This window comes from Serratia symbiotica (Periphyllus acericola) (assembly GCF_964019515.1).
Classification (GTDB): Bacteria; Pseudomonadota; Gammaproteobacteria; order Enterobacterales; family Enterobacteriaceae; genus Serratia; species Serratia symbiotica_D.
The window spans coordinates 999,794-1,025,401 of record NZ_OZ026452.1 but is presented as its reverse complement, the minus strand read 5'-3'; the positions used below and the strand labels follow the sequence as shown (position 1 = coordinate 1,025,401).

General features: G+C 51.7%; 19 protein-coding genes, 12 pseudogenes and 1 riboswitch. Of the genes and pseudogenes, 14 read left to right on the top strand and 17 right to left on the bottom strand.

Features of this window, described 5'->3' with window-relative positions; all coding sequences use genetic code 11:
* Positions 1-15 precede the first annotated feature (15 nt).
* From rnr to rplI, 6 genes are all read left to right on the top strand, one after another.
* Entirely contained in the window at positions 16-2,502 is a 2,487-nt protein-coding gene (gene rnr, locus AACL06_RS05650; RefSeq protein ID WP_339036395.1) for a ribonuclease R, read from the top strand.
* A 65-nt stretch (positions 2,503-2,567) separates the two neighbouring features.
* Complete coding sequence (rlmB, locus tag AACL06_RS05645) at positions 2,568-3,335, top strand: 23S rRNA (guanosine(2251)-2'-O)-methyltransferase RlmB (protein ID WP_339036392.1); 768 nt, start codon at positions 2,568-2,570, stop codon at positions 3,333-3,335.
* Between the two features lie 209 nt (positions 3,336-3,544).
* Entirely contained in the window at positions 3,545-3,949 is a 405-nt protein-coding gene (rpsF, locus tag AACL06_RS05640; RefSeq protein WP_339036389.1) for a 30S ribosomal protein S6, read from the top strand.
* An 8-nt stretch (positions 3,950-3,957) separates the two neighbouring features.
* Complete coding sequence (gene priB / locus AACL06_RS05635; protein ID WP_339036387.1) at positions 3,958-4,275, top strand: primosomal replication protein N; 318 nt, start codon at positions 3,958-3,960, stop codon at positions 4,273-4,275.
* 4 nt (positions 4,276-4,279) lie between these two features.
* On the top strand, positions 4,280-4,507 hold the full coding sequence (gene rpsR / locus AACL06_RS05630; RefSeq protein WP_339036384.1) for a 30S ribosomal protein S18: 228 nt from the start codon (positions 4,280-4,282) through the stop codon (positions 4,505-4,507).
* Positions 4,508-4,546: 39 nt separating this feature from the next.
* Positions 4,547-4,999 (top strand): 50S ribosomal protein L9, encoded by a 453-nt coding sequence (rplI, locus tag AACL06_RS05625; RefSeq protein WP_339036382.1) that lies wholly within the window; start codon positions 4,547-4,549, stop codon positions 4,997-4,999.
* A gap of 185 nt (positions 5,000-5,184) precedes the next feature.
* Here rplI and AACL06_RS05620 read toward each other — a convergent pair.
* Positions 5,185-5,405, bottom strand: a pseudogene (locus AACL06_RS05620) (LysM-like peptidoglycan-binding domain-containing protein); the annotation flags it as partial.
* Between the two features lie 378 nt (positions 5,406-5,783).
* On the opposite strand from AACL06_RS05620, the gene AACL06_RS10585 reads away from it, so the two are divergent.
* Both AACL06_RS10585 and AACL06_RS10580 read left to right on the top strand, forming a co-directional pair.
* The gene (locus AACL06_RS10585; RefSeq protein WP_425336894.1) at positions 5,784-5,960 is read left to right on the top strand and encodes a hypothetical protein; all 177 of its coding nucleotides are present in this window, start codon (positions 5,784-5,786) and stop codon (positions 5,958-5,960) included.
* 30 nt (positions 5,961-5,990) lie between these two features.
* A pseudogene (locus tag AACL06_RS10580) lies at positions 5,991-6,320 on the top strand (FKBP-type peptidyl-prolyl cis-trans isomerase).
* An 85-nt stretch (positions 6,321-6,405) separates the two neighbouring features.
* Here AACL06_RS10580 and AACL06_RS05610 read toward each other — a convergent pair.
* Both AACL06_RS05610 and AACL06_RS10575 read right to left on the bottom strand, forming a co-directional pair.
* A pseudogene (locus AACL06_RS05610) lies at positions 6,406-6,655 on the bottom strand (threonine synthase); the annotation flags it as partial.
* A 1-nt stretch (position 6,656) separates the two neighbouring features.
* Positions 6,657-6,818: a hypothetical protein gene (locus tag AACL06_RS10575; protein ID WP_425336893.1), complete on the bottom strand. Its 162-nt coding sequence runs from the start codon at positions 6,816-6,818 to the stop codon at positions 6,657-6,659.
* 470 nt (positions 6,819-7,288) lie between these two features.
* On the opposite strand from AACL06_RS10575, the gene arcA reads away from it, so the two are divergent.
* A complete protein-coding gene (arcA, locus tag AACL06_RS05600) occupies positions 7,289-8,005 on the top strand; it encodes a two-component system response regulator ArcA (protein ID WP_339036380.1) in 717 nt (238 codons plus the stop codon).
* A gap of 46 nt (positions 8,006-8,051) precedes the next feature.
* Here the strand turns inward: arcA and AACL06_RS05595 are convergent.
* The 4 genes and pseudogenes from AACL06_RS05595 to AACL06_RS10565 form a co-directional block, all read right to left on the bottom strand.
* A pseudogene (locus AACL06_RS05595) lies at positions 8,052-8,496 on the bottom strand (CreA family protein).
* Between the two features lie 142 nt (positions 8,497-8,638).
* Positions 8,639-9,292, bottom strand: a pseudogene (locus tag AACL06_RS05590) (IS5 family transposase); the annotation flags it as partial.
* Positions 9,293-9,510: 218 nt separating this feature from the next.
* The gene (locus AACL06_RS10570) at positions 9,511-9,693 is read right to left on the bottom strand and encodes a hypothetical protein (RefSeq protein WP_425336892.1); all 183 of its coding nucleotides are present in this window, start codon (positions 9,691-9,693) and stop codon (positions 9,511-9,513) included.
* A 45-nt stretch (positions 9,694-9,738) separates the two neighbouring features.
* A pseudogene (locus tag AACL06_RS10565) lies at positions 9,739-9,804 on the bottom strand (hypothetical protein); the annotation flags it as partial.
* Between the two features lie 303 nt (positions 9,805-10,107).
* Here AACL06_RS10565 and lpxP point away from each other — a divergent pair.
* Positions 10,108-11,028, top strand: a complete 921-nt coding sequence (lpxP, locus tag AACL06_RS05580) for a kdo(2)-lipid IV(A) palmitoleoyltransferase (protein WP_339036378.1) — start codon at positions 10,108-10,110, stop codon at positions 11,026-11,028.
* 234 nt (positions 11,029-11,262) lie between these two features.
* Here the strand turns inward: lpxP and AACL06_RS05575 are convergent, their stop codons facing one another.
* From AACL06_RS05575 to AACL06_RS05565, 3 genes and pseudogenes are all read right to left on the bottom strand, one after another.
* Positions 11,263-11,397 carry a hypothetical protein gene (locus tag AACL06_RS05575; protein WP_339036376.1) on the bottom strand — a complete coding sequence of 45 codons (135 nt, stop codon included), beginning with the start codon at positions 11,395-11,397 and terminating at the stop codon, positions 11,263-11,265.
* 114 nt (positions 11,398-11,511) lie between these two features.
* Positions 11,512-12,432: pseudogene (locus tag AACL06_RS05570) on the bottom strand (IS5 family transposase).
* Positions 12,365-12,523, bottom strand: coding sequence for a hypothetical protein (locus AACL06_RS05565; protein WP_339036373.1), 159 nt, complete (start codon positions 12,521-12,523; stop codon positions 12,365-12,367). The pseudogene AACL06_RS05570 and the gene AACL06_RS05565 overlap by 68 nt, the downstream one beginning before the upstream one ends.
* A gap of 285 nt (positions 12,524-12,808) precedes the next feature.
* Between AACL06_RS05565 and zur the strand changes: the two genes are divergently transcribed.
* A complete protein-coding gene (zur, locus tag AACL06_RS05560) occupies positions 12,809-13,321 on the top strand; it encodes a zinc uptake transcriptional repressor Zur (RefSeq protein ID WP_339036370.1) in 513 nt (170 codons plus the stop codon).
* A 267-nt stretch (positions 13,322-13,588) separates the two neighbouring features.
* On the opposite strand, the pseudogene dinF reads toward zur, so the two are convergent.
* The 3 genes and pseudogenes from dinF to AACL06_RS05545 form a co-directional block, all read right to left on the bottom strand.
* Positions 13,589-14,479: pseudogene (gene dinF / locus AACL06_RS05555) on the bottom strand (MATE family efflux transporter DinF); the annotation flags it as partial.
* A gap of 112 nt (positions 14,480-14,591) precedes the next feature.
* A complete protein-coding gene (lexA, locus tag AACL06_RS05550) occupies positions 14,592-15,200 on the bottom strand; it encodes a transcriptional repressor LexA (protein ID WP_339036367.1) in 609 nt (202 codons plus the stop codon).
* A gap of 181 nt (positions 15,201-15,381) precedes the next feature.
* A pseudogene (locus tag AACL06_RS05545) lies at positions 15,382-15,492 on the bottom strand (diacylglycerol kinase); the annotation flags it as partial.
* Between the two features lie 144 nt (positions 15,493-15,636).
* On the opposite strand from AACL06_RS05545, the gene plsB reads away from it, so the two are divergent.
* Positions 15,637-18,102, top strand: a complete 2,466-nt coding sequence (plsB, locus tag AACL06_RS05540) for a glycerol-3-phosphate 1-O-acyltransferase PlsB (RefSeq protein ID WP_339036364.1) — start codon at positions 15,637-15,639, stop codon at positions 18,100-18,102.
* Between the two features lie 201 nt (positions 18,103-18,303).
* Here the strand turns inward: plsB and ubiA are convergent, their stop codons facing one another.
* The 3 genes and pseudogenes from ubiA to pgi form a co-directional block, all read right to left on the bottom strand.
* Positions 18,304-19,128, bottom strand: coding sequence for a 4-hydroxybenzoate octaprenyltransferase (gene ubiA, locus AACL06_RS05535; protein ID WP_339038308.1), 825 nt, complete (start codon positions 19,126-19,128; stop codon positions 18,304-18,306).
* Positions 19,129-19,194: 66 nt separating this feature from the next.
* Positions 19,195-19,708 (bottom strand): annotated as a pseudogene (ubiC, locus tag AACL06_RS05530) (chorismate lyase).
* Between the two features lie 287 nt (positions 19,709-19,995).
* Positions 19,996-21,642 carry a glucose-6-phosphate isomerase gene (pgi, locus tag AACL06_RS05525; protein WP_339038306.1) on the bottom strand — a complete coding sequence of 549 codons (1,647 nt, stop codon included), beginning with the start codon at positions 21,640-21,642 and terminating at the stop codon, positions 19,996-19,998.
* A 213-nt stretch (positions 21,643-21,855) separates the two neighbouring features.
* Positions 21,856-22,049, top strand: a riboswitch (Lysine riboswitch).
* 110 nt (positions 22,050-22,159) lie between these two features.
* Between pgi and lysC the strand changes: the two genes are divergently transcribed.
* On the top strand, positions 22,160-23,527 hold the full coding sequence (gene lysC, locus AACL06_RS05520; RefSeq protein WP_339036361.1) for a lysine-sensitive aspartokinase 3: 1,368 nt from the start codon (positions 22,160-22,162) through the stop codon (positions 23,525-23,527).
* Positions 23,528-23,599: 72 nt separating this feature from the next.
* Here the strand turns inward: lysC and AACL06_RS05515 are convergent.
* A pseudogene (locus AACL06_RS05515) lies at positions 23,600-25,223 on the bottom strand (Na/Pi cotransporter family protein).
* Between the two features lie 164 nt (positions 25,224-25,387).
* Here AACL06_RS05515 and AACL06_RS05510 point away from each other — a divergent pair.
* A pseudogene (locus AACL06_RS05510) lies at positions 25,388-25,495 on the top strand (peptide-methionine (S)-S-oxide reductase MsrA); the annotation flags it as partial.
* Positions 25,496-25,608: the final 113 nt, after the last annotated feature.

Here is a 25,608-nt window from a genome sequence, read left to right as displayed (position 1 = left end):
AACGGAGGTACCGCAATGTCACAAGATCCATTTCTGGAACGAGAAGCAGAAAAATATGAATCCCCGATCCCTAGCCGAGAATATATTCTGGCTCATCTGGCGAAACGAGAAACGCCAGCCAGCCGCGAAGCGTTGTCCAAAGAGCTGGATTTAACTGGAGAAGAACAGTTGGAAGCCTTGCGCCGTCGCCTGCGTGCGATGGAGCGTGACGGCCAATTGATATTTACCCGCCGTCAGTGCTATGCGTTGCCAGAACGTCTGGACCTGTTGCGCGGCACCGTTATCGGCCACCGCGATGGCTACGGCTTCCTTCGTATCGAAGGCAGCAAGGATGACTTGTACCTTTCTACCGAGCAGATGAAGATGGCGATCCACGGCGATGTAGTGTTGGCGCAGGCGCTGGGTGCCGATCGCAAAGGCCGCTGCGAAGCACGTATCGTGCGCGTGCTGGTGCCAAAAACTAGCAAGATTGTTGGTCGTTTCTTCATGGACGCTGGTACCGGGTTCGTGGTGCCGGACGACAGCCGCCTGAGCTTCGATATTTTAGTCCCGGCCGATGCTGTCAACGGCGCACGCATGGGCTACATGGTGGTGGTAGAGCTGACCCAACGCCCCACCCGCCGCACCAAGGCAGTGGGTAAGATCGTTGAGATCCTCGGCGATAAGATGGGTACCAGCATGGTGGTGGACATCGCGCTGCGCACTCATGAGATCCCGCATACTTGGCCACCTCAGGTAGAAGCACAGGTGGCTGATCTCAGCGATCAGGTACCGGAAGTGGCCAAGAAAGGCCGGGTTGATCTACGTAAGCTGCCATTGGTTACCATTGATGGTGAAGATGCACGCGACTTTGATGATGCGGTTTACTGCGAGAAAAAACGCGGCGGCGGCTGGCGCTTATGGGTGGCGATTGCCGATGTTAGCTATTATGTGCGTCCGCGCACCGCGCTGGATGATGTGGCGCGCAACCGCGCCACATCGGTATACTTTCCATCGCAGGTTATCCCGATGCTGCCGGAGGTGCTATCCAACGGGCTATGCTCCCTCAACCCACAGGTCGATCGCCTGTGCATGGTATGCGAGATGACCCTTTCCGCCCAAGGGCGGCTATCGACGGCCAAGTTCTACGAAGCGGTGATGAGCTCCCACGCGCGTTTAACCTACAACAAGGTCTGGCGCATTTTGCAGGGCGATCAGGCACTGCATAAGCATTATCATCCTCTGGTCAAACATCTGGAAGAATTGTATGCGATGTACCATGTGTTGGATCAGGCGCGCACTGAGCGCGGCGGCATCGCCTTCGAAACCGAAGAAGCCAAGTTCATCTTCAATACCGAACGCCGCATTGAACGCGTTGCGCCGACAGTGCGTAACGATGCCCACAAGTTGATCGAAGAATGCATGATCATGGCTAACGTTGCCGCTGCGCGCTTTGTCGAGAAGCATAACGAGCCAGCGCTGTTCCGCGTCCACGATCGCCCAAGCGATGATCACATCTCCGCATTGCGCAGTGTGCTGAGCGAACTTGGGCTGACGCTGGGTGGCGGCAATAAACCGCAGCCGAAAGATTACGCCACGTTGATGGATGAAGTTGCAAAACGTCGCGATCATGAAATGCTGCAAACCATGTTACTGCGTTCGATGAAACAGGCGATTTATGATCCAGAAAACCGTGGTCACTTTGGTTTGGCGCTAGCTTCTTACGGCCACTTTACCTCGCCAATCCGCCGTTACCCGGATTTGGCGTTACACCGCACTATCAAATACCAGTTGGCCAAAGAGCATGGTGAATTGAAAGAGCGTCGGACACGAACTGGCGGCTGGCACAGCGAATTTGAAGAGATGTTGCAGTTAGGTTCGCATTGCTCAATGGCCGAACGTCGTGCAGACGAAGCAACGCGCAACGTTGCCGACTGGCTTAAGTGCGACTATATGCAGGATCACGTTGGTGCCGTGTTCAGTGGCATCATCGCCAGCGTAATCGGCTTCGGCTTTTTTGTGCGCCTAAACGATCTGTTCATCGATGGCTTGGTACACGTATCGTCGCTGGATAATGACTATTATCGCTACGATAATATCGGCCAACGTCTTATCGGTGAATCCTCCGGCGTGGTTTACCGTCTGGGTGATACGGTGGAAATCCGAGTTGAAGCGGTGCATATGGACGAACGCAAGATCGATTTCGCACTGGTCTCCAGCAGCCGAAAACCCCGTGGCGCTGGCAAAACCGAACGCGATCGTGCCAAGAACGGCGGCAAGTGCACTCTGCGCGATAGTACTAGGGCTGGCGCAGCGCGTGCTCAAGCGCAGCGCAAACATCGTGGCGGCAAACCGTCGGCCAACTTTGAGCCGGATAGTACCTTCCGCAAAGACGGAGATAAACCCGCCGACACAGTGAAAAAGGACAAAAAGACCAAGGTCAAGAAAGCGTCTGACAAAACCCGGAAAATAGCGGTGGCGACCAAAGCCAAGCACGCGACAAAGAAGAAAGGTGCCGAATAGGTTTAACCTATCGCACCTCATTATCATCGACTGGCGTATGCCAGCCGCACAGTGAAAAGATCATCATGAGCGAAATTATTTACGGCATCCACGCTGTTAAAGCCCTGTTAGAGCGCGACCCGCAACGCTTTCTGGAAGTGTTCATCCTAAAAGAACGTTGTGACTGTCGTCTGCAACCACTTATCACTGAGCTCGAAGCGACAGGACTTGCCGTTCAGGTGGCGAGCCGCCAGTGGTTGGATGAGAAGGTTGAGGGCGCAGTGCATCAGGGAATTATCGCCAGGGTGCGCGAAGGGCGGAAGCCACAAGAAAACGACCTGCCAGCGTTGTTGGAAAGCGTTTATACGCCATTCTTGCTGGTGCTGGACGGCGTGATCGATCCACATAACCTCGGGGCTTGCCTACGCAGCGCTGATGCCGCTGGCGTGCATGCGGTGATTGTGCCGCGTGACCGTTCTGCCCAATTGAATGCTACTGCTAAAAAAGTGGCTTGTGGCGCAGCAGAGAACGTGCCGCTGATCCGCGTCACCAATTTGGTGCGCACCCTGCGTTTGCTACAGGAAATGAACGTCTGGGTCGTAGGCACCGCTGGCGAAGCCGATCATACGCTGTATCAGAGTAAAATGACCGGCCAGATGGCGCTGGTGATGGGGGCGGAAGGCGAAGGAATGCGCCGTCTGACGCGTGAGCACTGCGACGAGTTGATCAGTATTCCGATGGCTGGCATTGTCTCCTCACTGAACGTCTCTGTCGCTACCGGTATCTGCCTGTTTGAAGCGGTGCGCCAGCGCCTTTCCTCTCCTGGCGGCCTTAAGGTTGGTAAAAAACCGTAAAAGCAAAGGTGGGAGGGAGACAGCAAATGGCGCACTTTCTACCATTTACTCCCATCCCGATGAATAAATCCCACGCGGTTCTTGAGTTTCCTATCCTACGCCAGTATGATTACGCGTCATTTTTCAGCCGTACACTAAACACGTTCCTTGCTTCCATGGGCTGCGGTTGACCCTGACAGGAGGCTGAATAATCCGTAAGGAGCAATTTGATGCGTCATTACGAAATCGTTTTTATGGTCCATCCTGACCAAAGCGAACAGGTTCCGGGCATGATCGAGCGTTACAGTGATACCATCACTAACGCGCAAGGTCATGTTCACCGTCTGGAAGACTGGGGCCGCCGTCAACTGGCTTACCCGATCAAAAAACTGCACAAAGCTCACTATGTTCTGCTAAACGTTGAAGCTCCGCAGGAAGCGATCGATGAGCTGGAAACTCACTTCCGTTTCAACGACGCCGTTATCCGCAGCATGCTTATGCGCGTTAAGCACGCGGTAACTGAAGCATCTCCGATGGTGAAAGCGAAAGATGAACGTCGTGGCGACCGCCGCGAAGACTTCGCTAACGAAACCGCAGATGCAGATGATGTAGATACTGGGGATTCTGAAGAGTAATTGCCACCGTGACGACCAATCGTCTGGTTTTATCGGGTACTGTATGCCTTGTGCCAATTCAAAAAGTGAGCCCTTCTGGGATACCACACTGCCAATTTGTGCTGGAGCACCATTCGCAGCAGAGGGAAGCCGGATTTAGTAGGCAAGCATGGTGCCGAATGCACGTGGTTGTCAGCGGACACCTGTCACAGGCATTAACTCAAAGATTAACGGTCGGCAGTCAGGTCACTGTGCGAGGCTTTATTAGTTGCCATCAAGGGCGCAACTGGCTACGCAAACTGGTTCTGCATGCCGAGCAGATTGAATTTATAGATTCTGGAGACTAGCCACATGGCACGTTATTTCCGTCGTCGCAAGTTCTGCCGTTTTACTGCGGAAGGCGTTCAAGAGATTGACTATAAAGACATCGCTACGCTGAAAAACTACATTACTGAAAGTGGTAAAATTGTACCGAGCCGTATCACCGGTACTCGTGCAAAATATCAGCGCCAGTTGGCCCGTGCTATCAAGCGCGCCCGCTACCTGTCTTTTTTGCCGTACACTGATCGTCATCAGTAACCGGCAACTGTCCATTAACGACTTTGAGAGGATAAGGTAATGCAAGTTATTCTGCTTGATAAAGTAGCAAACCTAGGCAGCATGGGTGATCAAGTTAACGTTAAAGCGGGCTATGCCCGTAACTTCCTGGTACCACAGGGCAAAGCTGTTCCTGCTACCAAGAAAAACGTAGAGTTCTTCGAAGCACGCTGTGCTGAATTAGAATCCAAACTGGCTGACGTTCTGGCCGCCGCTGTTGTTCGTGCAACCAAGATCGACGAACTGTTAACAGTCACTATCGTGTCTAAAGCAGGCGAAGAAGGTAAGTTGTTCGGCTCTATCGGCACCCGCGACATCGCTGACGCAGTGACTGCGGCTGGCGTTGAAGTGGCCAAGAACGAAGTTCGTCTGCCGAACGGCGTTCTGCGTACTACTGGCAAGCACGAAGTGCACTTCCAAGTACACAGCGACGTGTTCGCACAACTGAATATAGTGGTGGTTGCGGAAGCGTAATAACGCGGCTGTAACCCAGTTAAAACGCCAGCCTTGTGCTGGTGTTTTGCTTTTCTGCACCCGGAAAAAAACCTTACTCTGTGGCTGGCTGTGCACGAGAGCGCTGTGCACGAGAGCCGTGCGCTACGTGACTTTCTTTAGCTTTCGTAGTGGCCGCTGCTATCGGCCTGCCAGCGGAACAGTGCCTATCTGCTGCCCGCAATGGTGACGGATAGCGTGTTTCTAGTGCCGTTGGCGTCATATTCGATACGTACTTCCTGGACAGCTTGCATATTACTGAGTGGCTTGTCGTTGCCTTTCACTTGGCCATGGCGAACACTTCATTCACTGGCAGCTTGTTGTCGCGTAACAGTTACGCCAGCGTTTGGCCGGGATGAATAGAGTAACGCTGCCCGGTGCCAATAGGCTTATAACCTAACTCCTTAGGCTGTTTTATTTGCCATTTTGAATCTGGGCAGTGCTCACCGTCCTCACATATTCCCTTTAAGGCTCCAGTTGTTACGTGCTGTCCTGGGCCTAGCTGTCTGCAACAATGTACGCCTACTGGGATAGGTTATAAAGTGGAAGGTTGATTGCGGCAGGTTCTGGGCAAACAAAAAGTCACAGTTTCCTATTTTACGGCAAAAGACAACATTCGCCATACAATATTGACCCAGCTTTCCTGCGCTGTTATGCTGCATTCTCGACTTTTTACAGACTTGAGGAAAACCCCATGACAACCCCTTCTTTTGACAGCGTTGAGACGCAAGCAAGTTACGGGATTGGTTTATAGGTCGGCCAGCAGTTGCAAGAGTCCGGCTTCGAAGGTTTACAACCAGAAGCTTCGTTGGCCGGGTTGTATGACGCGCTAGAAGGGAATGTTCCGGTTGACGTAGTGCACCGTGCGCTGCGTGAAATCAACAAACGTGCGGATGCTGTGCTCAGTAAACACCAGCAGACGATGGCCGCTGAAGGCCAGTAGTTTCTGGATGAAAACGCCAAGCGTGATGACGTGACGCTGACCGAATCCGGTTTGCAGTTTTCCGCATTGCAGCATGGCAATGGCCCGATCCCATCCCGTCAGGATCGCGTGCGTGTGCATTACACCGGCCGTCTGACCAATGGCGATGTATTTGCCAGCTCAATTGAACGTGGCCAGCCAGCGTAATTCCCGGTCAGCGGCGTGATTCCAGGCTGGATCGAAGCGCTGACTCTGATGCCGGTCGGCTAATAGCAGCTCTATATCCCGCACACTCTAGCCTACGGCGAGCGTGGTGCTAGCGCATCCATTCCGCCCTTCAGCACGCTAGTTTTTGACGTCGAACTACTAGAAATTCTGTAATTCGTTACAACCTTGATCAAGGGTAATTTTCAGCGCCCTCTTTTTTACCCGGTGGGCCGTAAACGCGCGTTCTTCAAAATGAGCATCATAAAGCGGGTAATTCGCTGAATCTGGCTGGCAGGAGGTGTGACAACAGCGGCAGATCAGTACGCCGCGCCAGCGCCTTCGGTAACGCCAGTTTCTGGCCGAGGATCGCTTCGACACTCTGTTTCAACTTGGCCGGATGCGCAGTGCCGAGGAACAGACCAAATTCCCCTTCCAAATTCCCCTTGCTGCAACTGATCGCGCAGCGCGCGGTAGGCAGTCGCCGCGTGCGGTTCGGAGATATAGCCTCGTTCATCCACCCAGAAAGTGAGTGAACCCTGAGTGATAAGGGCGTTGTTGTAAGCCTGCCAGTTGGTAATCTTGAACTTTTGCTGGGCCACGGAATGTCGCTATTTTGACAGAAGGAGAGTGATCTGATCCTCGTGCCGGCCAAAAGTTCGATTTATTCAACAACGCCGGTCATTTTATGAAAGCAGCCTCACCGTTCCCAGGCAATAAACCTGGCTTAACGAAAGTGGAGCGGTATTAGGCGCAGGTATTTAGTGCTGCCGATGAAGCAGAATCGTTTATTAAATTTGAGTTTCTGTGACTTTAGCAGGCAATTCTGTAAGTGTTTTTCACCAATATGTTAACGTGCTACAATCGAACTTGATATATGTCAACATAACCATGGTTTTTTTGGGTGATAAATTCGATGTTCTGTTATACTGTTGTTAACAGTCATAGATAGGCGGCTATAGAGACGCGTATCCCCAGCACGCTAGCGTTCTTGCTGGCACCTAATGGAAAGTGTATCAAGAATGAGTTTAGGTACTTTAGTCATTTGATAAGAGGGAGTGTGGCGATATCTCTGCCCTCCTCTTAAAAACAAAGAATTATGTACTTCCTATTTTTTATTTTATTGGTAATTTTAGGTAGCAAATATGCAGACCCCGCACATTCTGATTGTCGAAGACGAGTTAGTCACTCGTAACACCCTCAAGAGCATTTTCGAGGCGGAAGGCTACATGGTTCACGAAGCCAATGACGGTGCAGAGATGCACAACATCCTGTCTAAAAATGATATCAATCTGGTCATCATGGACATTAACTTACCAGGTAAAAATGGCCTGCTGTTGGCCCGTGAATTACGCGAACAAGCCAACGTTGGACTAATGTTTCTGACTGGACGCGATAACGAGGTTGATAAAATTCTCGGCCTGGAAATCGGTGCCGATGATTACATCACCAAGCCGTTCAACCCGCGTGAATTAACCATTCGCGCACGTAACTTGCTGTCGCGTACCATGAACCTGAGTAGCGTTGGCGAAAAACGTCTCTTAGTGGAAAGTTATAAGTTCAACGGCTGGGAGTTAGATACTAACAGCCGCTCGCTGGTCAACCCGGCGGGGCAGCGGTATAAGCTGCCGCGTAGCGAATTTCGCGCCATGCTGCACTTCTGCGAGAACCCAGGCAAGATTCAGTCACGCGGCGAACTACTTAAGAAGATGACTGGCCGTGAGTTGAAGCCGCATGACCGCACTGTCGATGTTACCATCCGCCGCATCCGTAAGCATTTCGAGTCGGCACCAAATACACCGGAAATCATCGCCACTATCCACGGTGAAGGCTACCGTTTCTGCGGCGATCTGCAAGCGTAATTCCCGCTTCAAAACAATCGGAGTTCAGCTTGCTGGATCCCGATTGTTATTTCACCTCACTCCATGGGATGATCGGTACCGCACTCAGTGCATTTTTTGGTGAACCATCAACCACCCGATCCGAATAGCTCAAATAGACCAACGTATTGCGCTTGGCATCATAAAAACGCACGACTTGCAGCTTCTTAAACACCAGCGAGGTTCGCTTCTGGAACACGACCGAGCCTTTTGCCTTGCCGTTTATGATCTTATCGCTCAAGACGATCCGCTGTATCTTCCGCCAACCCTAGCCCGCCTTTGACACCTCCCGTTTTGGCACTGCTGATATAACAAGTTACATTTTTAACGTCTGGATCATCGAACGCCTCCACCACAATTTTATGATCCGGCCACACCAGTTTAAATACTGTATCCACCGATCCCACCTGGTTCGCCTGCGTGCTGTTTATCGTTGCACAACCGAGACCAAAAAATAGCCACTCTTTTCTCATTAACTTAACTCCCACAGGCATTCCTTTATAGCAACAGGCTCAGCAATCAGAATTTTTCTGGCCCACCGTACTCCTTTTAGCACGGAGCGGCTTTGTTGAATAAATCGGATTTGGAATAAAGAGTCCCGTGAATGGGCAGCTTTTAGGCAAGGCGTACACTTTCTGGCATACCGGCGAGCGTCATCTTGTTTAATGCACAGATCATAGCCAGCGCCTCTGCAACTTGCCCATCATAATCTCGCAGCGACAGGTGACCACCAAATAGCTGTTTTACTCTATACCTCGCTGTTGCCGCTATCGAACGTCGGTGGTAGCCTGTGATACTTTTCCACCGTGTGTTGTCTCTGGTAAGGCGCTGGTTCGCTACCGCTTGATTTCGCTCTGCATAGTCTGCCGACTAATAACGGGCTCCGCTGCTGGGCGGTATTAACGCCTTGAGCTTCTTGCCCCTTAACTCATCATGACTCACTCGCGTATCCTAAGCCCGATCCGCCGAGGCGACTTTGATTTTACGGTACCTCTGGCGGATGAGACCTGGGAAGGCTTCGGTATCGGTGACATTGCTCAAGGAAAGGTCAGCACAGATGACCTCATGTGTTTCTGTATCTACGGCAAAATCCAGTTTTCGCCAGATCCGCCGTTTTTCCTGACCATGTTTTTTTGCCATCCACTCCCCTTCACCCAACACGTTGAGCCCGCTAGAGTCGATAACGAGGTGCGCAATTTCACCTGGCGTTGGGGTTTTAAACGGGACATGGCCGGACTTCGCCCGCTTACTTCTTGAACTTTTGCTGGGCCACGGAATGTCGCTATTTTGACAGAAGGAGAGTGATCTGATCCTCGTGCAGGCCAAAAGTTCGATTTATTCAACAACGCCCGAGGTGGGCATTATAACCCCCATCGATAGATAGACAACCGATCTACCAACAAAACCGACCGTTTACACTTTTTCCCTGCCCTTGTAGCACCGGTTCCGGGGTAGTCGAGTAAGATTATGTATCGCCTTTTTTAATTTTAACGAGCCTTGCCATGAAAATAGACGTTGCGGTCACCTTCCGAAAGCGCGAAATTTTTATAACGTTTATGGAGAGCAGGAATATCGCCCGTACTGGCGAAATACTGGGGATTAGTGGTGTCAATGTTCATCGTGCCTTGCAGCCCCTTAAGGAAGGCGTTCGTTGTCCGCTGTGTGTTCACAACATCGTGGAAAGCGGTGGCTTCTACTAACGCTGGAGTATCTTACGTGCTGGCTCCGGTGCAGAGATTTCCTTTACGGTCAGCTTTAAACCCGGCGACCAGAGCAGCATTCGCTTTAACGTAATGATTGATAGTCAGTTTTGTGATTCAGACGAAAGTCTAGAGTGAAGATATGCTCTCTTGCCTATTGTCTCTCGATTCTATGGTAGGATAAACATACTTAGCGTCGCTTTCGACTAGCCAACAGCTATCCCTCTGAAGCCAGATTAGCACCGTATACCACCTTCGAATATCTCTTAGTCAAGAGATCTGCCTAAGCCATGGTGTTACTCGGGGTCGGAGAAGTTTTATCACTTGTAAATGGCTCCGTTATCGGTCACCGGTTGCCGTTCCCAAATGCATAAATGAGTTCATATGAAGCATCCGCAAAAATTTCAATCGGCGCTGCTGCACCCACGTTATTGGCTAACCTGGTTCGGTCTGGTCTTGTTATTCTTCCTGGTTCAGCTCCCTTATCCGCTGTTGCATCGGCTTGGTAGGTGGATGGGCCGCAGCTCAATGCGCTTTCTGAAACGCCGAGTCTCCATTACCCACCGTAACCTGGAGCTGTGCTTCCCCGATATGGATGAAGCACAGCGAGAACGCAAAGTACTTGGCAACTTCGAATCACTGGGCATGGGTCTGATGGAAACCGGTATGGCCTGGTTCTGGTCGGACAAGCGTGTCAATCGCTGGTTCAAAGCTACCGGCATCCATCACCTGAAAATGGCGCAGCAGAACCAACGCGGCGTGTTAGTGATTGGCGTGCATTTTATGTCGCTGGAGCTGGGTGGCCGGGCCATGGGCCTGTGCCAGCCGATGATGGCGATGTACCGCCCGCACAATAACAAGGCGATGGAATGGGCGCAGACCAAAGGCCGCATGCGTTCCAATAAAGCAATGCTCGATCGCAAGAATCTGCGCGGTATGGTGCACGCACTGAAGCGTGGTGATGCTGTCTGGTTCGCTCCAGATCAAGACTATGGCCCACGTGGCAGTGTATTCGCCCCGCTATTCGCCGTCGATCAAGCTGCTACCACCAGCGGCACCTTTATGCTGGCGCGCATAGCCAAGCCAGCGATGGTGCCAGTAGTGCTGATCCGCCGCGAGAAAGGCCGTGGCTATGATCTGCTGATCCAACCAGCGCTGGAAGATTATCCGATCGCAGATGAACTAGCGGCAGCTGCTTACATGAATAAAGTGGTGGAAAAGGAGATCATGCGCGCGCCAGAGCAATATATGTGGCTACACCGTCGTTTCAAAACTCGGCCACTCGGCTCCCAGCCTTTATATTGATCTGAAAATTTTTAGCTCAGTAAAACCCATTTCATGCAGTTTTAACGCGCTGATTTAACGTTCTACTACCGTACCCTCGCAGAGAAACATCACAGAGTTAGCACTATTTTACGCTAAACGAAATAGTAGCACGCCGCAACGTACTACTGTTTAAAAATCATGCGGCTGATTTAGCAATTACCCTAGATATCAAGAATTACTTAATCTTAAAGCATAACCATTTGCCAGCAACATTCACGCAATTTCATCATCCTGGCATTGGATAGGTGCAGGGGCAGCTTGGGCATAAGCAGTAGCAGCAGAAAACGCGGTACCAGCAAGTAGTTCTAAAGCAAGTAATTTACTAAATTTGTTCATAAAAATAACCATTATTTTTTTAGGTTAATGATTAGTAATATGATATATGAGGAATAATTACCTCACGGAATCGGCTTTGTTTAATAAATCGGATTTGGAATAAAGAGTCCCGTGAATGGGCAGCTTTTAGGCAAGGCGTACACTTTCTGGCATACCGGCGAGCGTCATCTTGTTTAATGCACAGATCATAGCCAGCGCCTCTGCAACTTGCCCATCATAATCTCGCAGCGACAGGTGACCACCAAATAGCTGTTTTACTCTATACCTCGCTGTTGCCGCTATCGAACGTCGGTGGTAGCCTGTGATACTTTTCCACCGTGTGTTGTCTCTGGTAAGGCGCTGGTTCGCTACCGCTTGATTTCGCTCTGCATAGTCTGCCGACTAATAACGGGCTCCGCTGCTGGGCGGTATTAACGCCTTGAGCTTCTTGCCCCTTAACTCATCATGACTCACTCGCGTATCCTAAGCCCGATCCGCCGAGGCGACTTTGATTTTACGGTACCTCTGGCGGATGAGACCTGGGAAGGCTTCGGTATCGGTGACATTGCTCAAGGAAAGGTCAGCACAGATGACCTCATGTGTTTCTGTATCTACGGCCAAATGCAATTTTCGCCAGATCCGCCGTTTTTCCTGACCGTATTTTTTTACTTTCCACTCCCCTTCACCCAACACGTTGAGCCCGCTAGAGTCGATAACGAGGTGCGCAATTTCACCCGGCGTTGGGGTTTTAAACGGGACATGGCCGGACTTTGCCCGCTTACTGATGCAGGTGTCGTCCGGGCAGTTCAACGGCACTTTGATCAGTGTGATAATGGAATCGACGAAGCCCTGGAGGGCGCGAAGTGTCAGGCCGAAAATCCGTTTCAGCATCAATACGCTGGTGATTGCCATTACGCTGGTCATTGCCATATCGGAATAATGTTGTCGGCGACCACGCAGAGAAGGTTTTGCCTCGCAGGACCAGGCGTGAAGTGCCGTTTCATCCACCGAGAAAGTGAGTGAACCCCGAGTGATAAGGGCGTTGTTGTAATCCTTCCAGTTGGTGATGTTGAACTTTTTCTGGGCCACGGAATGTCGCTATTTTGACAGAAGGAGAGTGATCTGATCCGCGTAGCTGCCAAAAGTTCGATTTATTCAATAACGCCTGGGTTAATGCTACAGAACTCTATCCGCTGATACTCCAGTCGTGGTGCAGAAAATGAGGAGAGCCTATCAGGTTGCTTCCACTACCGTTGCATTCCTGGCGTGCAATAAGACGGCAATTGTATTTATCGTGAAAGCAAAATATTCTGGCCCTATAGGTTAGCAAAAGCTGGCGCTGCTACCTGGGTAACCCCAATAGAAACCGTTGTCTCGGTGATTCGCCGTAATTATGTTAAATTATGTTAAAATCGGTCATTTAGCTCCGGGAGCGGTATTTGCGATGAATTCAACCACCCAGAAAAATCTGTTAGTGCAGGCTGAACAGCTCTGTAGGCAACGCAATGTGCGATTAACGCCGCAGCGGCTGGAAGTACTGCGCCTGATGTCACAGCAGCCCAGTGCAATCAGCGCATACGACCTACTCGACCTGCTGCGGATCGCCGAGCCACAGGCTAAGCCACCCACGGTTTACCGCGCGCTCTATTTCTTAATGGATCAAGGATTTATCCATCGGGTAGAGTCGGCTAATAGCTATATACTGTGCCACCATTTTGGGCAGCCAATGCACACCTCTGCGCTGCTTATTTGTGATCGCTGTAGCCAAGTGACCGAGCGCACCACCGACGACGTGGAAAAAACGCTGCAAAAGCTGGCTAAAGAGTCAGGGTTTGCGCTGTGCCACAGCGTGGTGGAAGCACACGGACTGTGTACTGGCTGTGTTGAGGTTGAAGCTTGCGACAGCAAGCATAATTGTGGCGAGCACGATCATAGCATCGCCATCAAAAGGACATAGGCTGGGCTAACAGGATCTCTTTGTTGCTATTGTCAAGCCAGCTATAGTAGCTTCAGATGTCAATCCGCGAATGCATCTGGTGCTATTAGCGCTACTTGTTGTAAGTTCCCCAAGATTTCACTTCTTTCTCAGCCGCCTCTTTTTTCTGGCAGCATAAATGAGTGTGTAGATATTTCCATCATTCTGGTGCTGCAAACCAACTGCCATGCACCCTATGGAGATGCCAGCGCCAGCCACAACCCGTTGTTGCCTAGCCACGGTACGCTAATAGGAATGACCCGAATGTGCTTCAACCGCATAGGCAAGGCCGTCTAAAGCGTAGGCGGAGAAGGCCAGAAGGTTCATCAATACCACATTTACCGCCATCACCTCGCTGCTTAGGCGTGCGGCAAAGAGGGTCAGCGAGGCGAAACATAGTTGTAGCAGCAACGAGCGCAACATGATGTCGCGGTTCAGGGCCAGCAAGCGCATAAGGTTGCCGCGCCAAGCCTGTTGCAACATCAGCAACGATATCCCACGCTAGTCCTAGCCCAAGTAGCAGCGTGGCATATTCTGAGATGGCAGTCGCCATAGCTGCCCCTTGCACCTTCCAGCCCAGTCCCATTACCAGCCAGATATCCAGCACAATATTCAGCAGGTTGCCGACAATCAGGAAGATCACCGGCGCACGCACATGCTGCACGCCGAGCAGCCAGCCGAGTAGCACCATATTGACCAGTACTGCCGGGGCGCTCAAACCAGCGAATTTCCAGAAAAAGTCGCGCCTGTTCCAGTACCTTAACGTTGCCACCAACGATCCGCAGCGCCAAATCAATCAGCCGGTGGCGCAGCAGCAACATTGCCAACCCGGTCTATAGTGCCAATATAAGCGGCTACATAAAGGCACGCGCCAGCCTCTGCGGGATCTGCGCTCCCAGTGCTTGGGCTGCCAACCCGGTAGTGCTCATTCGCAGAAACAGTAGCAGCATAAATAGGAAATTACTGACCATCTCGCCGATCACCACATCACCCAAACAGATTGGGCTATCAAGATGGCCGATCATAGCAGTATCCACTAACCCTAGCAACGGCACGGTGATATTAGAGAAGATCATAGGCAGGGCCAAGGTGCCACAGGGCTTTATCGGTATCGCTGGTAAAGGCGGATATCAGGTGCATTATACAATGTTCCCATGGTAGTGCAGTTGCCACATTAGGTGGAGTAAAACGGAACCGACCCAAATCAGGGGCGGGTTAAATCAGGGGACAACGGTTTAGTTAGGCGTGACGCTTAAATCCAGTCGCCATTGCGTATCACACCGACTGCCAGACCTTCGATAGTGAAATTTTGCTGGCGCAGATTGACCACTATCGGTTGAAATTCGTTGTTTTCCGGCAGCAGTTCAACCATGTTACCGTTTTTTTTCAGTCGTTTGACGGTAACTTCATCTTCAATGCGCGCTACTATGACTTGGCCATTGCGCACATCCTGAGTTTTGTGTACCGCTAACAAATCGCCATCCAAAATGCCGATGTCGCGCATCGACATGCCGATAACCCGCAGCAGGAAATCTGCGTTTGGTTTAAATAAGGAAGGATCTACCTTATGGTGGCCTTCAATATGCTGTTGAGCCAACAGTGGCTCGCCAGCAGCCACGCCACCAATCAGCGGTAAACCTTCTTCATCTTCCATCAGCAGGCGTATGCCGCGCGACGCGCCGGAAATGATCTCGATGACCCCTTTGCGCGCTAGCGCCTTCAGATGTTCTTCGGCGGCATTTGGTGAGCGGAACCCCAGACGTATAGCGATCTCAGCACGTGTCGGCGGCATGCCTGTTTGCAAAATATGATCGCGAATCAGTTCATAAACCTCTTGCTGCCTGGTAGTTAGTGCTTTCATTCCACCCCCTGTTTGTTTATACAGTTTTGCTGTAAGTATATACAGGCATGCCTAAATTGGGAACCGACGAATGAATAAAATCAGGGTGTCACGCCCCGCTCAAATGAAGTTTTGCAACAAAATCGAACCCCAAACGAACAGCACCAACACGATCGCCCGCAACATTATTGCCGCTGCCCCATATCCTTTCCTGGCGAAATGCCGCCTCATACCGCCAAACAGCGGCAAGTCCTTTATAAGAATAGCCAGCGGCTTTAATAATACGGGTCAGGCTCGTTGCTTGATTTGCCATGGTTCTATGCCTTTCTCAGAGGTAAATCATAAAAAGAGTCTAGATCACTCAGTGATGTCGGCTCTCGTTTTCCAATACCGCAGATCTGCTACCCGGTTTCTGGTATGATTGTGGTGCATTGCTAATAAGAGGCTTCACGTAGTTATGTCAGGTTGGCGTAAAATTTATTATAAATTATTGAATTTACTACTAAAATTATTAGTAAGAAGCAAGGTTATCCCTTCAGATCCTGTCAGGGAGCTAGGATTAGATCCCTCACGGCCGATTTTGTATATTTTGCCTTATAATTCCAAGACGGATTTTCTGACGCTACGCACTCAGTGCCTGGAGCAAGATCTGCCCGATCCTCTTGACCTATTGGAAATCGATGGCAGGGTGCTGCCGAGCCATGTGTTTATTCACGATGGCCCGCGCCTGTTCCGTTATTACACGTCGAAGGAAGAGTCAGTAAAGCTGTTCCACGACTATCTGGATCTGCACCGCAGTAATCCGAGTCTCAATATTCAGATGCTGCCGGTCTCGGTGATGTTTGGCCGTTCACCTGGGCGAGAAGGCCAAGGCACACCACACATGCGCTTGCTGAACAGCGTTCAGAAATTATTAGCTGTGCTGTGGCTCGGCCGTGACAGCTTCGTACGTTTCTCCAATACTGTTTCGCTGCGCCACATGGCCTCCGAATACGTCACAGACACAGCCATCGCGCAGAAACTGGCACGCGTAGCGCGCATGCACTTTTCGCGCCAGCGTCTGGCCGCAGTCGGCCCCAGCCTGCCAGCAAGGCAGGATTTATTCAACAAGCTGCTGGCTTCCAAAGCGATCGAAAAAGCCGTCAAAGACGAAGCACACAGCAAAAAAATCTCCCTTGATAAAGCCCAGAAGAACGCCATCGTGTTAATGGAAGAGATCGCCGCTGATTTCTCCTACGAGGCCGTGCGCCTTTCCGACCGCGTGTTGAGCTGGACCTGGAACCGGCTGTATCAGGGCATCAACGTTACCAATGCTGAGCGCGTTCGCCAACTGGCCCAAGACGGCCACGAGATCGTCTATGTACCCTGCCACCGTAGCCACATGGACTATTTGCTCCTGTCCTATGTGCTGTATCATCAAGGGCTTGTGCCGCCACACATCGCGGCCGGCATCAACCTCAACTTCTGGCCAGCCGGGCCGATCTTTCGTCGCCTGGGCGCATTCTTCATCCGCCGTACTTTCAAGCGCAACAAGCTGTACTCCACGGTGTTCCGCGAATACCTCGGTGAGCTGTTCACTCGGGGTTATTCGGTAGAATACTTTGTGGAGGGTGGCCGTTCCCGCACCGGACGCCTGCTGGAGCCAAAGACTGGCACTCTGTCGATGACCATTCAGGCGATGCTACGCGGCGGCACCCGGCCGATCACTTTGGTGCCGATTTACATCGGCTACGAACATGTGATGGAAGTGGGCACTTACGCCAAAGAACTACGCGGTGCCACTAAGGAAAAAGAGGGTCTGCTTCAGATGCTGCGCGGCTTGCGCAAACTACGCAACCTGGGCCAGGGTTACGTCAACTTCGGCGATCCGCTACCACTGACCACCTATCTGAACCAGAATGTGCCGCAGTGGCGTGAATCGATCGATCCTATCGAAGCCCAACGCCCAAGTTGGATGACACCAACGGTCAACGATCTGGCGGAAAAAATCATGGTACGCATCAACAATGCCGCTGCGGCCAATGCCGTAAATCTATGCTCTACCGCGCTGCTGGCCTCCCGCCAACATTCGCTGACCCGCGAGCAATTGCTTGAACAACTTGAGTGCTACCTGCAATTAATGCGTAACGAGCCTTACGCCCACGATGTTACCGTGCCGGTTCAGACGCCGGATGAATTGTTGGATCATGCGCTGAGTATGAACAAGTTCGCGGTAGAGCAGGATAACATCGGGGATATCATCATCCTGCCGCGTGAGCAAGCGGTGCTGATGACCTATTACCGCAATAATATTCACCACCTGCTGGTACTACCTTCACTGATCGCCACTATAGTGACGCATCACCGCAAAGTATCGCGCAGCGAGTTACTGCGGCAGATTGATCTGATTTACCCCATGCTGAAGGCTGAATTGTTCCTGCATTACGAAAAGGAACAGTTAGCGGAGGTGCTACAGCCGCTAATCAATGAAATGATTCGTCAACAGTTGATCTGTGGTAAAGACGAGGATCTGGTGCTAAATCCGGATCGTATCCGTCCATTGCAGTTGCTGGCTGCTGGCGTGCGTGAAACCCTGCAACGCTATGCTATCACCATGTCAGTGCTCAGCACTAATCCAAGCATCAACCGTGGTGCGCTGGAGAAAGAGAGCTGTATCATAGCGCAGCGCTTGTCGATGCTACACGGCATCAACGCACCGGAGTTCTTCGACAAAGCAGTATTCGCCACCTTGGTAGCGACGCTGCGTGAAGAAGGCTACATCAACGATATCGGCGATGCGATCCGTGAGCCTACTTTGGAGGTTTACACCATGCTGAGCAACCTGATTACCCCAGAAATCAGGCTAACTATCGAAGGCGTCAGCATGCCAGTAGAAATCAACGCGCAACATGAAGCCGCTACCGAGGAAGCGAAAGAGGACTGAGCAGCAACCTGTACCAAATATGCCAAAGGCACCGAAAGGTGCCTTGGTTTATTATCCGCAGTCCGTTAAGCACCCTACCACACTAGGCTATTTTATTTGCCATTTTGGCCCTAACGCTCATCATCCTCACGGCACCCCTGTACGCGCCGGTTGTTCTGTCGGTGTCCAAACTGGCACAATGTATGCCTACTGGGATAGGTTCTAAGTTGTCAAATAACTAAGCGCAATACCGATAAATACCACCAGCCCAACGTAATTGTTGTGCATAAATGCTTTGAAACAGGCTTCACGCTCACGCGTGGCGATCTGTTTTTGCTGATGGATAAACAGCACGCCCACTAGCAACAACGCCCCGTAAAATACCTCACCCAGTTGCGCCAGATAGCCAACCCACAGCAGCAGCAGCAGGGTGGCAAACTGCAATACCCCAACGATCTGCTTGTCATAGCGACCAAACAAGATGGCGGTAGACTTGATGCCGATTTTTAGATCGTCATCGCGATCTACCATCGCATACGGTGTGTCGTAGGCCACAGTCCAGCAGATATTGGCCAGTAGCAGGAGCCAGCAGCTAAGTGGCAGCGATTCACTGACTGCGGCGTAGGCCATCGGGATGCCCCAGCCAAAGGCAGTACCCAGCACGAATTGCGGCAGATTAGTCACCCGTTTCATAAAGGGATAAATCCATGCCAGCGCCAGCGCCGCCAGCGATAGCCAGATGGTCATCGCATTTAGCGTCAACACCAGCCCGAATGAGATAAGTACCGTCACCACAAACAGCACGTTGGCCTCTTTTTCACTCACCTGACCCCTCGGCATTGGACGTTCGGCAGTGCGCTTCACGTGGCCATCAATGGCACGATCGGCATAGTCATTCACTACACAGCCAGCAGCACGCATTAGGAACACGCCAAGCACGAACACCAGCAGGATCGACAACGGCGGCACACCCTGCCCAGCTAGCCACAGCGCCCACAGCGTTGGCCACAGCAGTAGCAGGCTACCGATCGGTTTATCGATGCGCATTAGATGGCTGTAAGCCCGCCATTTGCTTTGAGTCACACTTCCTCCAAGGTATTTGTCTATAATGAGTTACACATACAGCGGTGAAGCCGGTAGAAACAGTTCAGTTAACAAAAGCGGCTTGCCCGCTAGCCTCAGGTGGGAGCGGCGCGCCCATAGCGTATTCTGTTGACCAATATGAATATAATATCGGGTCATATTGCCGCTGTTAAACAAATAGCGTCCCAGCGGCTGCGTCCCCATATCCACCAGCACCTGATCCGGGCTAGTCATTGCTTCCTGTGGGATCACCGTGCGCCCCAACAACCAGGATGGACGTGTCGCCCAGTAGCACAATTTCTCGCAGCCAGTAGCGCGTGCTGTCCGGTAGATGCTCGGCTTCTTCGCCCAATTCGCCCAATTGATCACGGATCAAAAAGCAGGCGCGCTGCAGTTCGATGTGTATCCGCGTGCAATGGCGCTCAGAATGACGGGTCATGTAACCTAACTCCATCAGCCAGTCGCTGATGGCAGCAGGCAGTGGCAGATGCTGATCGAATAACCACTCAAGCGGTGGTAGGATGGAATCCTTATTGCCAGACATTGCTCTACTCAACGCCTGGGGCCGCCCCTTACAGCCCACGTCAGACGATACAAACTGTTAACAGGGTCGCATTGTAACGTAGAAATACAAAAGCGGCAGGCTGATTCGTGGGGGTTGTAGTTCGTCAATTTGACAGATTCAAAAGTAGGCTGTAACCCTGAAGATCCATGGCCGCGAAAACAGGTGATAACCCTGTAGCCCACAAAGCTTTAGCCAAAAAAGCTACGCCGACGGTCGCCTGATCTTCGGGTGATGAGCGATTTTATTGACAGCAACTCAGGCGATGTTTAACGCCATTCTTTAAAGCGGTTGATCAAGGCATTGGTCGAACTATCGTGACTATTGACTTTCTCGTTGCCTGCCAATTCCGGCAGTATGCGATTAGCCAACTGCTTACCTAGCTCCACCCCCCACTGGTCGAAGCTGAAAATGTTTAAAATGGCACCTTGAGTGAAGATCTTGTGCTCATACAGAGCAATCAGGCTGCCCAAGCTGAACGGGGTTATTTCTCGCAGCAGGATAGAGTTGGTTGGACGGTTGCCTTCAAATACCTTGAACGGTGCCACATGCTTGACATCTTCCGGTTTTTTGCCCTCAGTAGTGAACTCCTCTTCCACCATCTCCAGCGATTTGCCGAAGGCTAAGGCTTCGGTCTGGGCGAAGAAGTTCGATAACAGTTTGGCATGATGGTCGCTCAGCGGGTTATGACTGACTACCGGGGCGATAAAGTCGCCGGGAACCAACTTCGTGCCTTGATGAATCAGCTGGTAGAACGCATGTTGACCATTAGTGCCCGGCTCCCCCCAGATGATGGGGCCGGTCTGGTAGTCAACCCGATTGCCGTTGCGATCCACGTATTTACCATTGGACTCCATATTGCCCTGCTGGAAGTAGACGGCAAAACGGTGCAAGTACTGATCGTAAGGCAGAATAGCTTCGGTTTCAGCGCCGAAGAAATTGTTGTACCAGATACAGATTAGCGCTAACAGCACCGGCAGGTTCTGCTCCAGCGGGGTTTTTGCAAAATGTTTATCCATTGCGTGTGCGCCACTCAGCAACTGTTCAAAGTTCTCATAACCCACTGACAGCGCAATTGATAAGCCGATCGCCGACCACAAGGAATAGCGGCCACCCACCCAGTCCCAGAATTCAAACATGTTGTCAGTGTCGATTCCGAACTCGGCCACCGCCTTGCCGTTGGTGGACAACGCGGCAAAGTGCTTCGCTACATGCTGCTGGTCGCCAGCGTTATTAAGCAACCAATCGCGCGCGCTGTGGGCGTTGGTCATTGTTTCCTGAGTGGTGAAAGTCTTGGAAGCCACCAAGAACAGCGTGGTTTCCGGGTTCAGCGGCTTCAAGGTTTCGGCGATATGGGTGCCATCAACATTGGAGATGAAATGCATGTTCAGGTGATTTTTATAGGGCCGTAGCGCTTCAGTCACCATATAAGGGCCAAGATCAGAACCGCCGATGCCAATGTTCACCACATCAGTGATCGGTTTGACAGTATAGCCTTTCCAATCGCCGCTGATCACCAGGCGACAAAATTGTTTCATCTTTACCAACACGGCGTTAACTTCCGGCATGACGTCTTTGCCATCAACAATAATCGGGCTGTTGCTGCGGTTGCGCAGGGCAATGTGTAGCACCGCGCGGTCTTCAGTGCGGTTGATTTTCTCACCGGCAAACATCGACGCGATTGCGCCTTGCAAATCGGTTTCTTTCGCAAGCGCCTGTAGTTTCTCCAGCGTTTCCACAGTGATGCGATTTTTTGAGTAGTCCACAAGCATTTGGTCGTTGAAAGTGGCGGAAAATTTGGAGAAACGCTCACTGTCCTGCGTAAACAGATCGGTGATACGAACCTCTTTCATCTGTGCAAAATGTTGCTGCAAGGCTTGCCAAGCAGCAGTTTGAGTTGGATTGATACTTTTCATAGCAGTACTCTTAGACTTGAGAATAATGTGAAACAATTTTTTGATTGTAGCCTTGTTCGACTGTGATTATGATCTCTTTTCTTGCGATAGGTACTAATTATCAAAACCTATGGCATCGTTTTCGCCAGGTACGACACATCTCGCAACATCAGCCCGTTGACAGCCACGCAATAACCCGCTATTCCTAACAGCCTTACTTGCGTACCCGATACGCAAGCTAGAAGAGGTACATCGCCCAGGTAGGGTGTCAGAGGAACCGTTTTCCAATGACGGCACTGGAGGGGGTGCGATGCCGAGGTAGGATGATGCACGGCGATCATCGTATCGGCTACAGGGGCTGAATCCCCTGAGTTGCCACCAAGATCGCTCCTATGGGGCGGTCAGCAAGGTGGAGCGCTTCTGGGTGTATCCGTAGCTTTAACCTCTACGCCTGCTCCCTGTTTACCGCTCTCCCCTTGTGACAAGGCTATGAAATAAAATGCTGTCTGAAGATAGCATCCCTGACACGAGGTTTTTAATGATCCAAGCAGCACCCCAAAATTCTACCGTGGTAGCCAAGTTCGGCGGCACTAGCGTTGCCGACTTCGCAGCCATGAACCGCAGCGCCGATGTCGTGCTCGCTAACCCTCAAGTGCGCCTGGTGGTGCTGTCCGCTTCGGCAGGCATCACCAACCTGCTGGTAGCTCTGGCCGAAGGTTGCGATGCCGACAACCGCAACTGTCGGCTCGATGAGATCCGCCGCATCCAATACACCATCCTCGATCGCCTCAACGCTCCGGATGCAAGCCGTAAAGAAATCGATCGCATGCTGGAAAATATTGCTATGCTGTCGGAAGCCGCAGCGTTGGCTACCTCCCCGGCGTTGACCGACGAGTTGGTCAGTCACGGGGAACTGATGTCCACCCTGCTGTTTGTCGATATTTTATGCGCACGAAACGTGCAGGCTGAATGGTTTGACGTGCGCAAAGTGATGCGTACCGATGATCACTTTGGCCGTGCCGTGCCGGACTGCACCACGTTGAGGGAACTTACCCTGACGCTACTGAAACCCTGTCTACAGAAGGCACTAGTGGTTACTCAGGGCTTTATCGGCAGCGACCCAAAAGGCCATACCACCACGCTGGGGCGTGGCGGCAGCGATTACACCGCCGCACTGTTGGGCGAAGCGCTGCATGTCAGCCAGATTGATATTTGGACTGATGTGCCAGGCATCTATACCACCGATCCACGCGTGGTACCGCTGGCCAAACGCATCGATAGAATCACCTTCGAAGAAGCGGCGGAAATGGCCACCTTCGGTGCCAAAGTGTTGCACCCGGCCACACTGCTGCCAGCGGTGCGCAATGATATTCCGGTGTTTGTCGGTTCCAGCAAGGAGCCAGCCGCTGGCGGCACGCTGGTATGCTACACTACCGAGGATCTACCACTTTTCCGCGCGCTAGTACTGCGCCGCAAACAAACCCTGTTGACGCTGCACAGCCTGAATATGCTGCATGCACGCGGCTTTCTGGCCGAAGTGTTCAACATTCTGGCGAGGCATAATATCTCAGTTGACCTGATTACTACTTCAGAAGTCAGCGTAGCGCTGACCATGGACACCACAGGCTCTACCTCTATCAGCGGTAACCTGCTGACCACTTCACTGTTAACCGAACTGTCATCGCTGTGCCGGACGGAAGTGGAGGAAAACCTGGCGCTGGTGGCGTTAATCGGCAATAAGCTATCTCAAGCCTGTGGCGTGGGCAAAGAAGTGTTCGGGGTACTCGATCCCTTCAACATCCGTATGATCTGCTACGGTGCCAGCAGTTATAACCTATGGTTTATGGTGCCGGGTGACGATGCCGATCAGGTAGTCCGCACTCTACATCATAATCTGTTCGAATAAGTGAGTCGTCTTTCTCAGGGCGCAAACATTTGCGCCCCAAAATTTTTCAGCGGATTTGGGTTATCTTTTCAGTCACGACCTTGCATCCTTTTCATCTTGATCCAGCACATTGTAGGCCACTGCCCAGAACAGTGAGTTCAACCTTTTCATATCCCCTAACAATCCGAGATGCAGCGAGCTGGTTTCGATGCTCTGCACACTTTGCTGGTGCAGACGGTCAACGTGCGTATGAGCATAACGGCGATCCAAAATGTGGAAACGGTGTTTTGGGCGACGCAGCCGTTTAGCTCTAGCAATATCACCGGACAGGAACACCGACAGGCTCAGGCGTAGATTATCGATTAGCCGCTCATACAACGCACTCAGCTCTGCCTACCCCTCATTTGAGAACGCTCGCCGCACCGCGTACGATTATAGCCGCCACGTCACCGGCCATGCGTTCAATGATATCGCCAGCCTGCTCCAGGTTAAGAGCCATTTCGATGATCTCCGCCCATCGGCGGGAATCCTCTTCACCCAGATCCTCTTTCTGAATCTGCGCCAGATAAAGTTTGATGGCGGTGTAAAGCACATCAACATCATCGTCCAGCCGACGCACCTCTTTATCTTGCCCATGCTTGCCAAGCAGCACTTCCCGTTGCAGTATCATCATGTGCTCCACCGCATCTCCCATACGTAAGGTTTCACGCGCTGCGTTAGCCAGTGCCAACGTTGGGCTATCCAGTGCGCTGGCATCCAAGTGCCGTTGCCGCAGAAGGGGATCGTCGGCCGCTACGTCGGCGATCAGCATATCTCACAAGTTTGCCATCGTCCCTGTCAGTGGGATCAGCACCAGGCAAAGGATCAAGTTGTAAAATACATGGAAGTAGATCACAAACTCTTTATTGCTACCAGGTACTCGGCTCATCATATTGGCCAAATAAAAGACGAACGGCAGCACCAGTAAGCAACCGCGAAGTTTGAACAACATGCTGCCGAGCGCCACCCTGCGGCCAGCAGCGTTCTGGACGCTGGTGGTGATCACCGCAAGCAGGCCACTGCCAAGATTGGCACTGATCACAAAGCAAAGCGCTACCTTCAACGAGATAACACCGGATGTAGTCAGGGTAGCGGTCAATAATACTGCTGCCAAGCTGGAATAGCTGACAATAGCAAACAACGAGCCGGTTAGGGATTTCAGCATCACATCACCAGTCAGTCATGAGAATAATACCTTTACACCGGCCGCCTGGGTGATCGGTGTGGCCGCCGCAACAATCCGCTCCAACGCTAGTATGATCAGCCCAAAACCGATGCTCACACGACCAATTTGACCAATACGGGTTTGCTTACGGCTGAGGAACAAGAATACACCGACCAAAATCAGCAGCGGCGACAGCCAAGAAAGATCAAAAGTCAGTACCCTTGCCATCAGCGCGGTACCGACATCAGCACCGAGCATGATCACCAGTGCAGGTGCTAGCCCTACTAGCCCCTGCGCGACAAATGAAGTGACCAACAACGCGGTGTCGTTGCTGCTTTGTGCCAGCGCGGTAATGCCGATGCCAGAAATGAAGGCCAGTGGCTTTTTTTCAATGCTGTCGCTCAAAATGCGGCGCAAGTTGGTACCGTATACCCGGATTATCCCAGTGCGTACAATGTGGGTACCCCATACCAGCAGCGCGACTGACGAAAGCAGGCGAAAAAGGGTCAACACGGAAGATATACTCCATTAAATGCCCAACAAGAGAATGACCTTTACCCAATGGGTTTCAGGCTACATCGGAGTTTGCCGGAGATGCTATTCACCCCTTGCCCACAATACAACAGGTTCCAAGCGTAGCCCAAGATCTGCACTGTTGGGTCACGGTCAAGTTTGTCACGGCGTTGCCGTTCTACTATGCCGAGGATGATCACCAACAGTACCTGTACAAAAATTCTAAAGGTTATTGCAGCCTTGGCGGCATCGGCATATGCCTGCAACCATAGTGCTAACCACTGTCCGGTTGTAATTTTTTTAACCACTGGCGACCCCTGTGGCGCAACTGCTATACTATGCGGGCCGCACCTGTGGCTTGGTAGCCTCCTTCCTGGTTGTTATC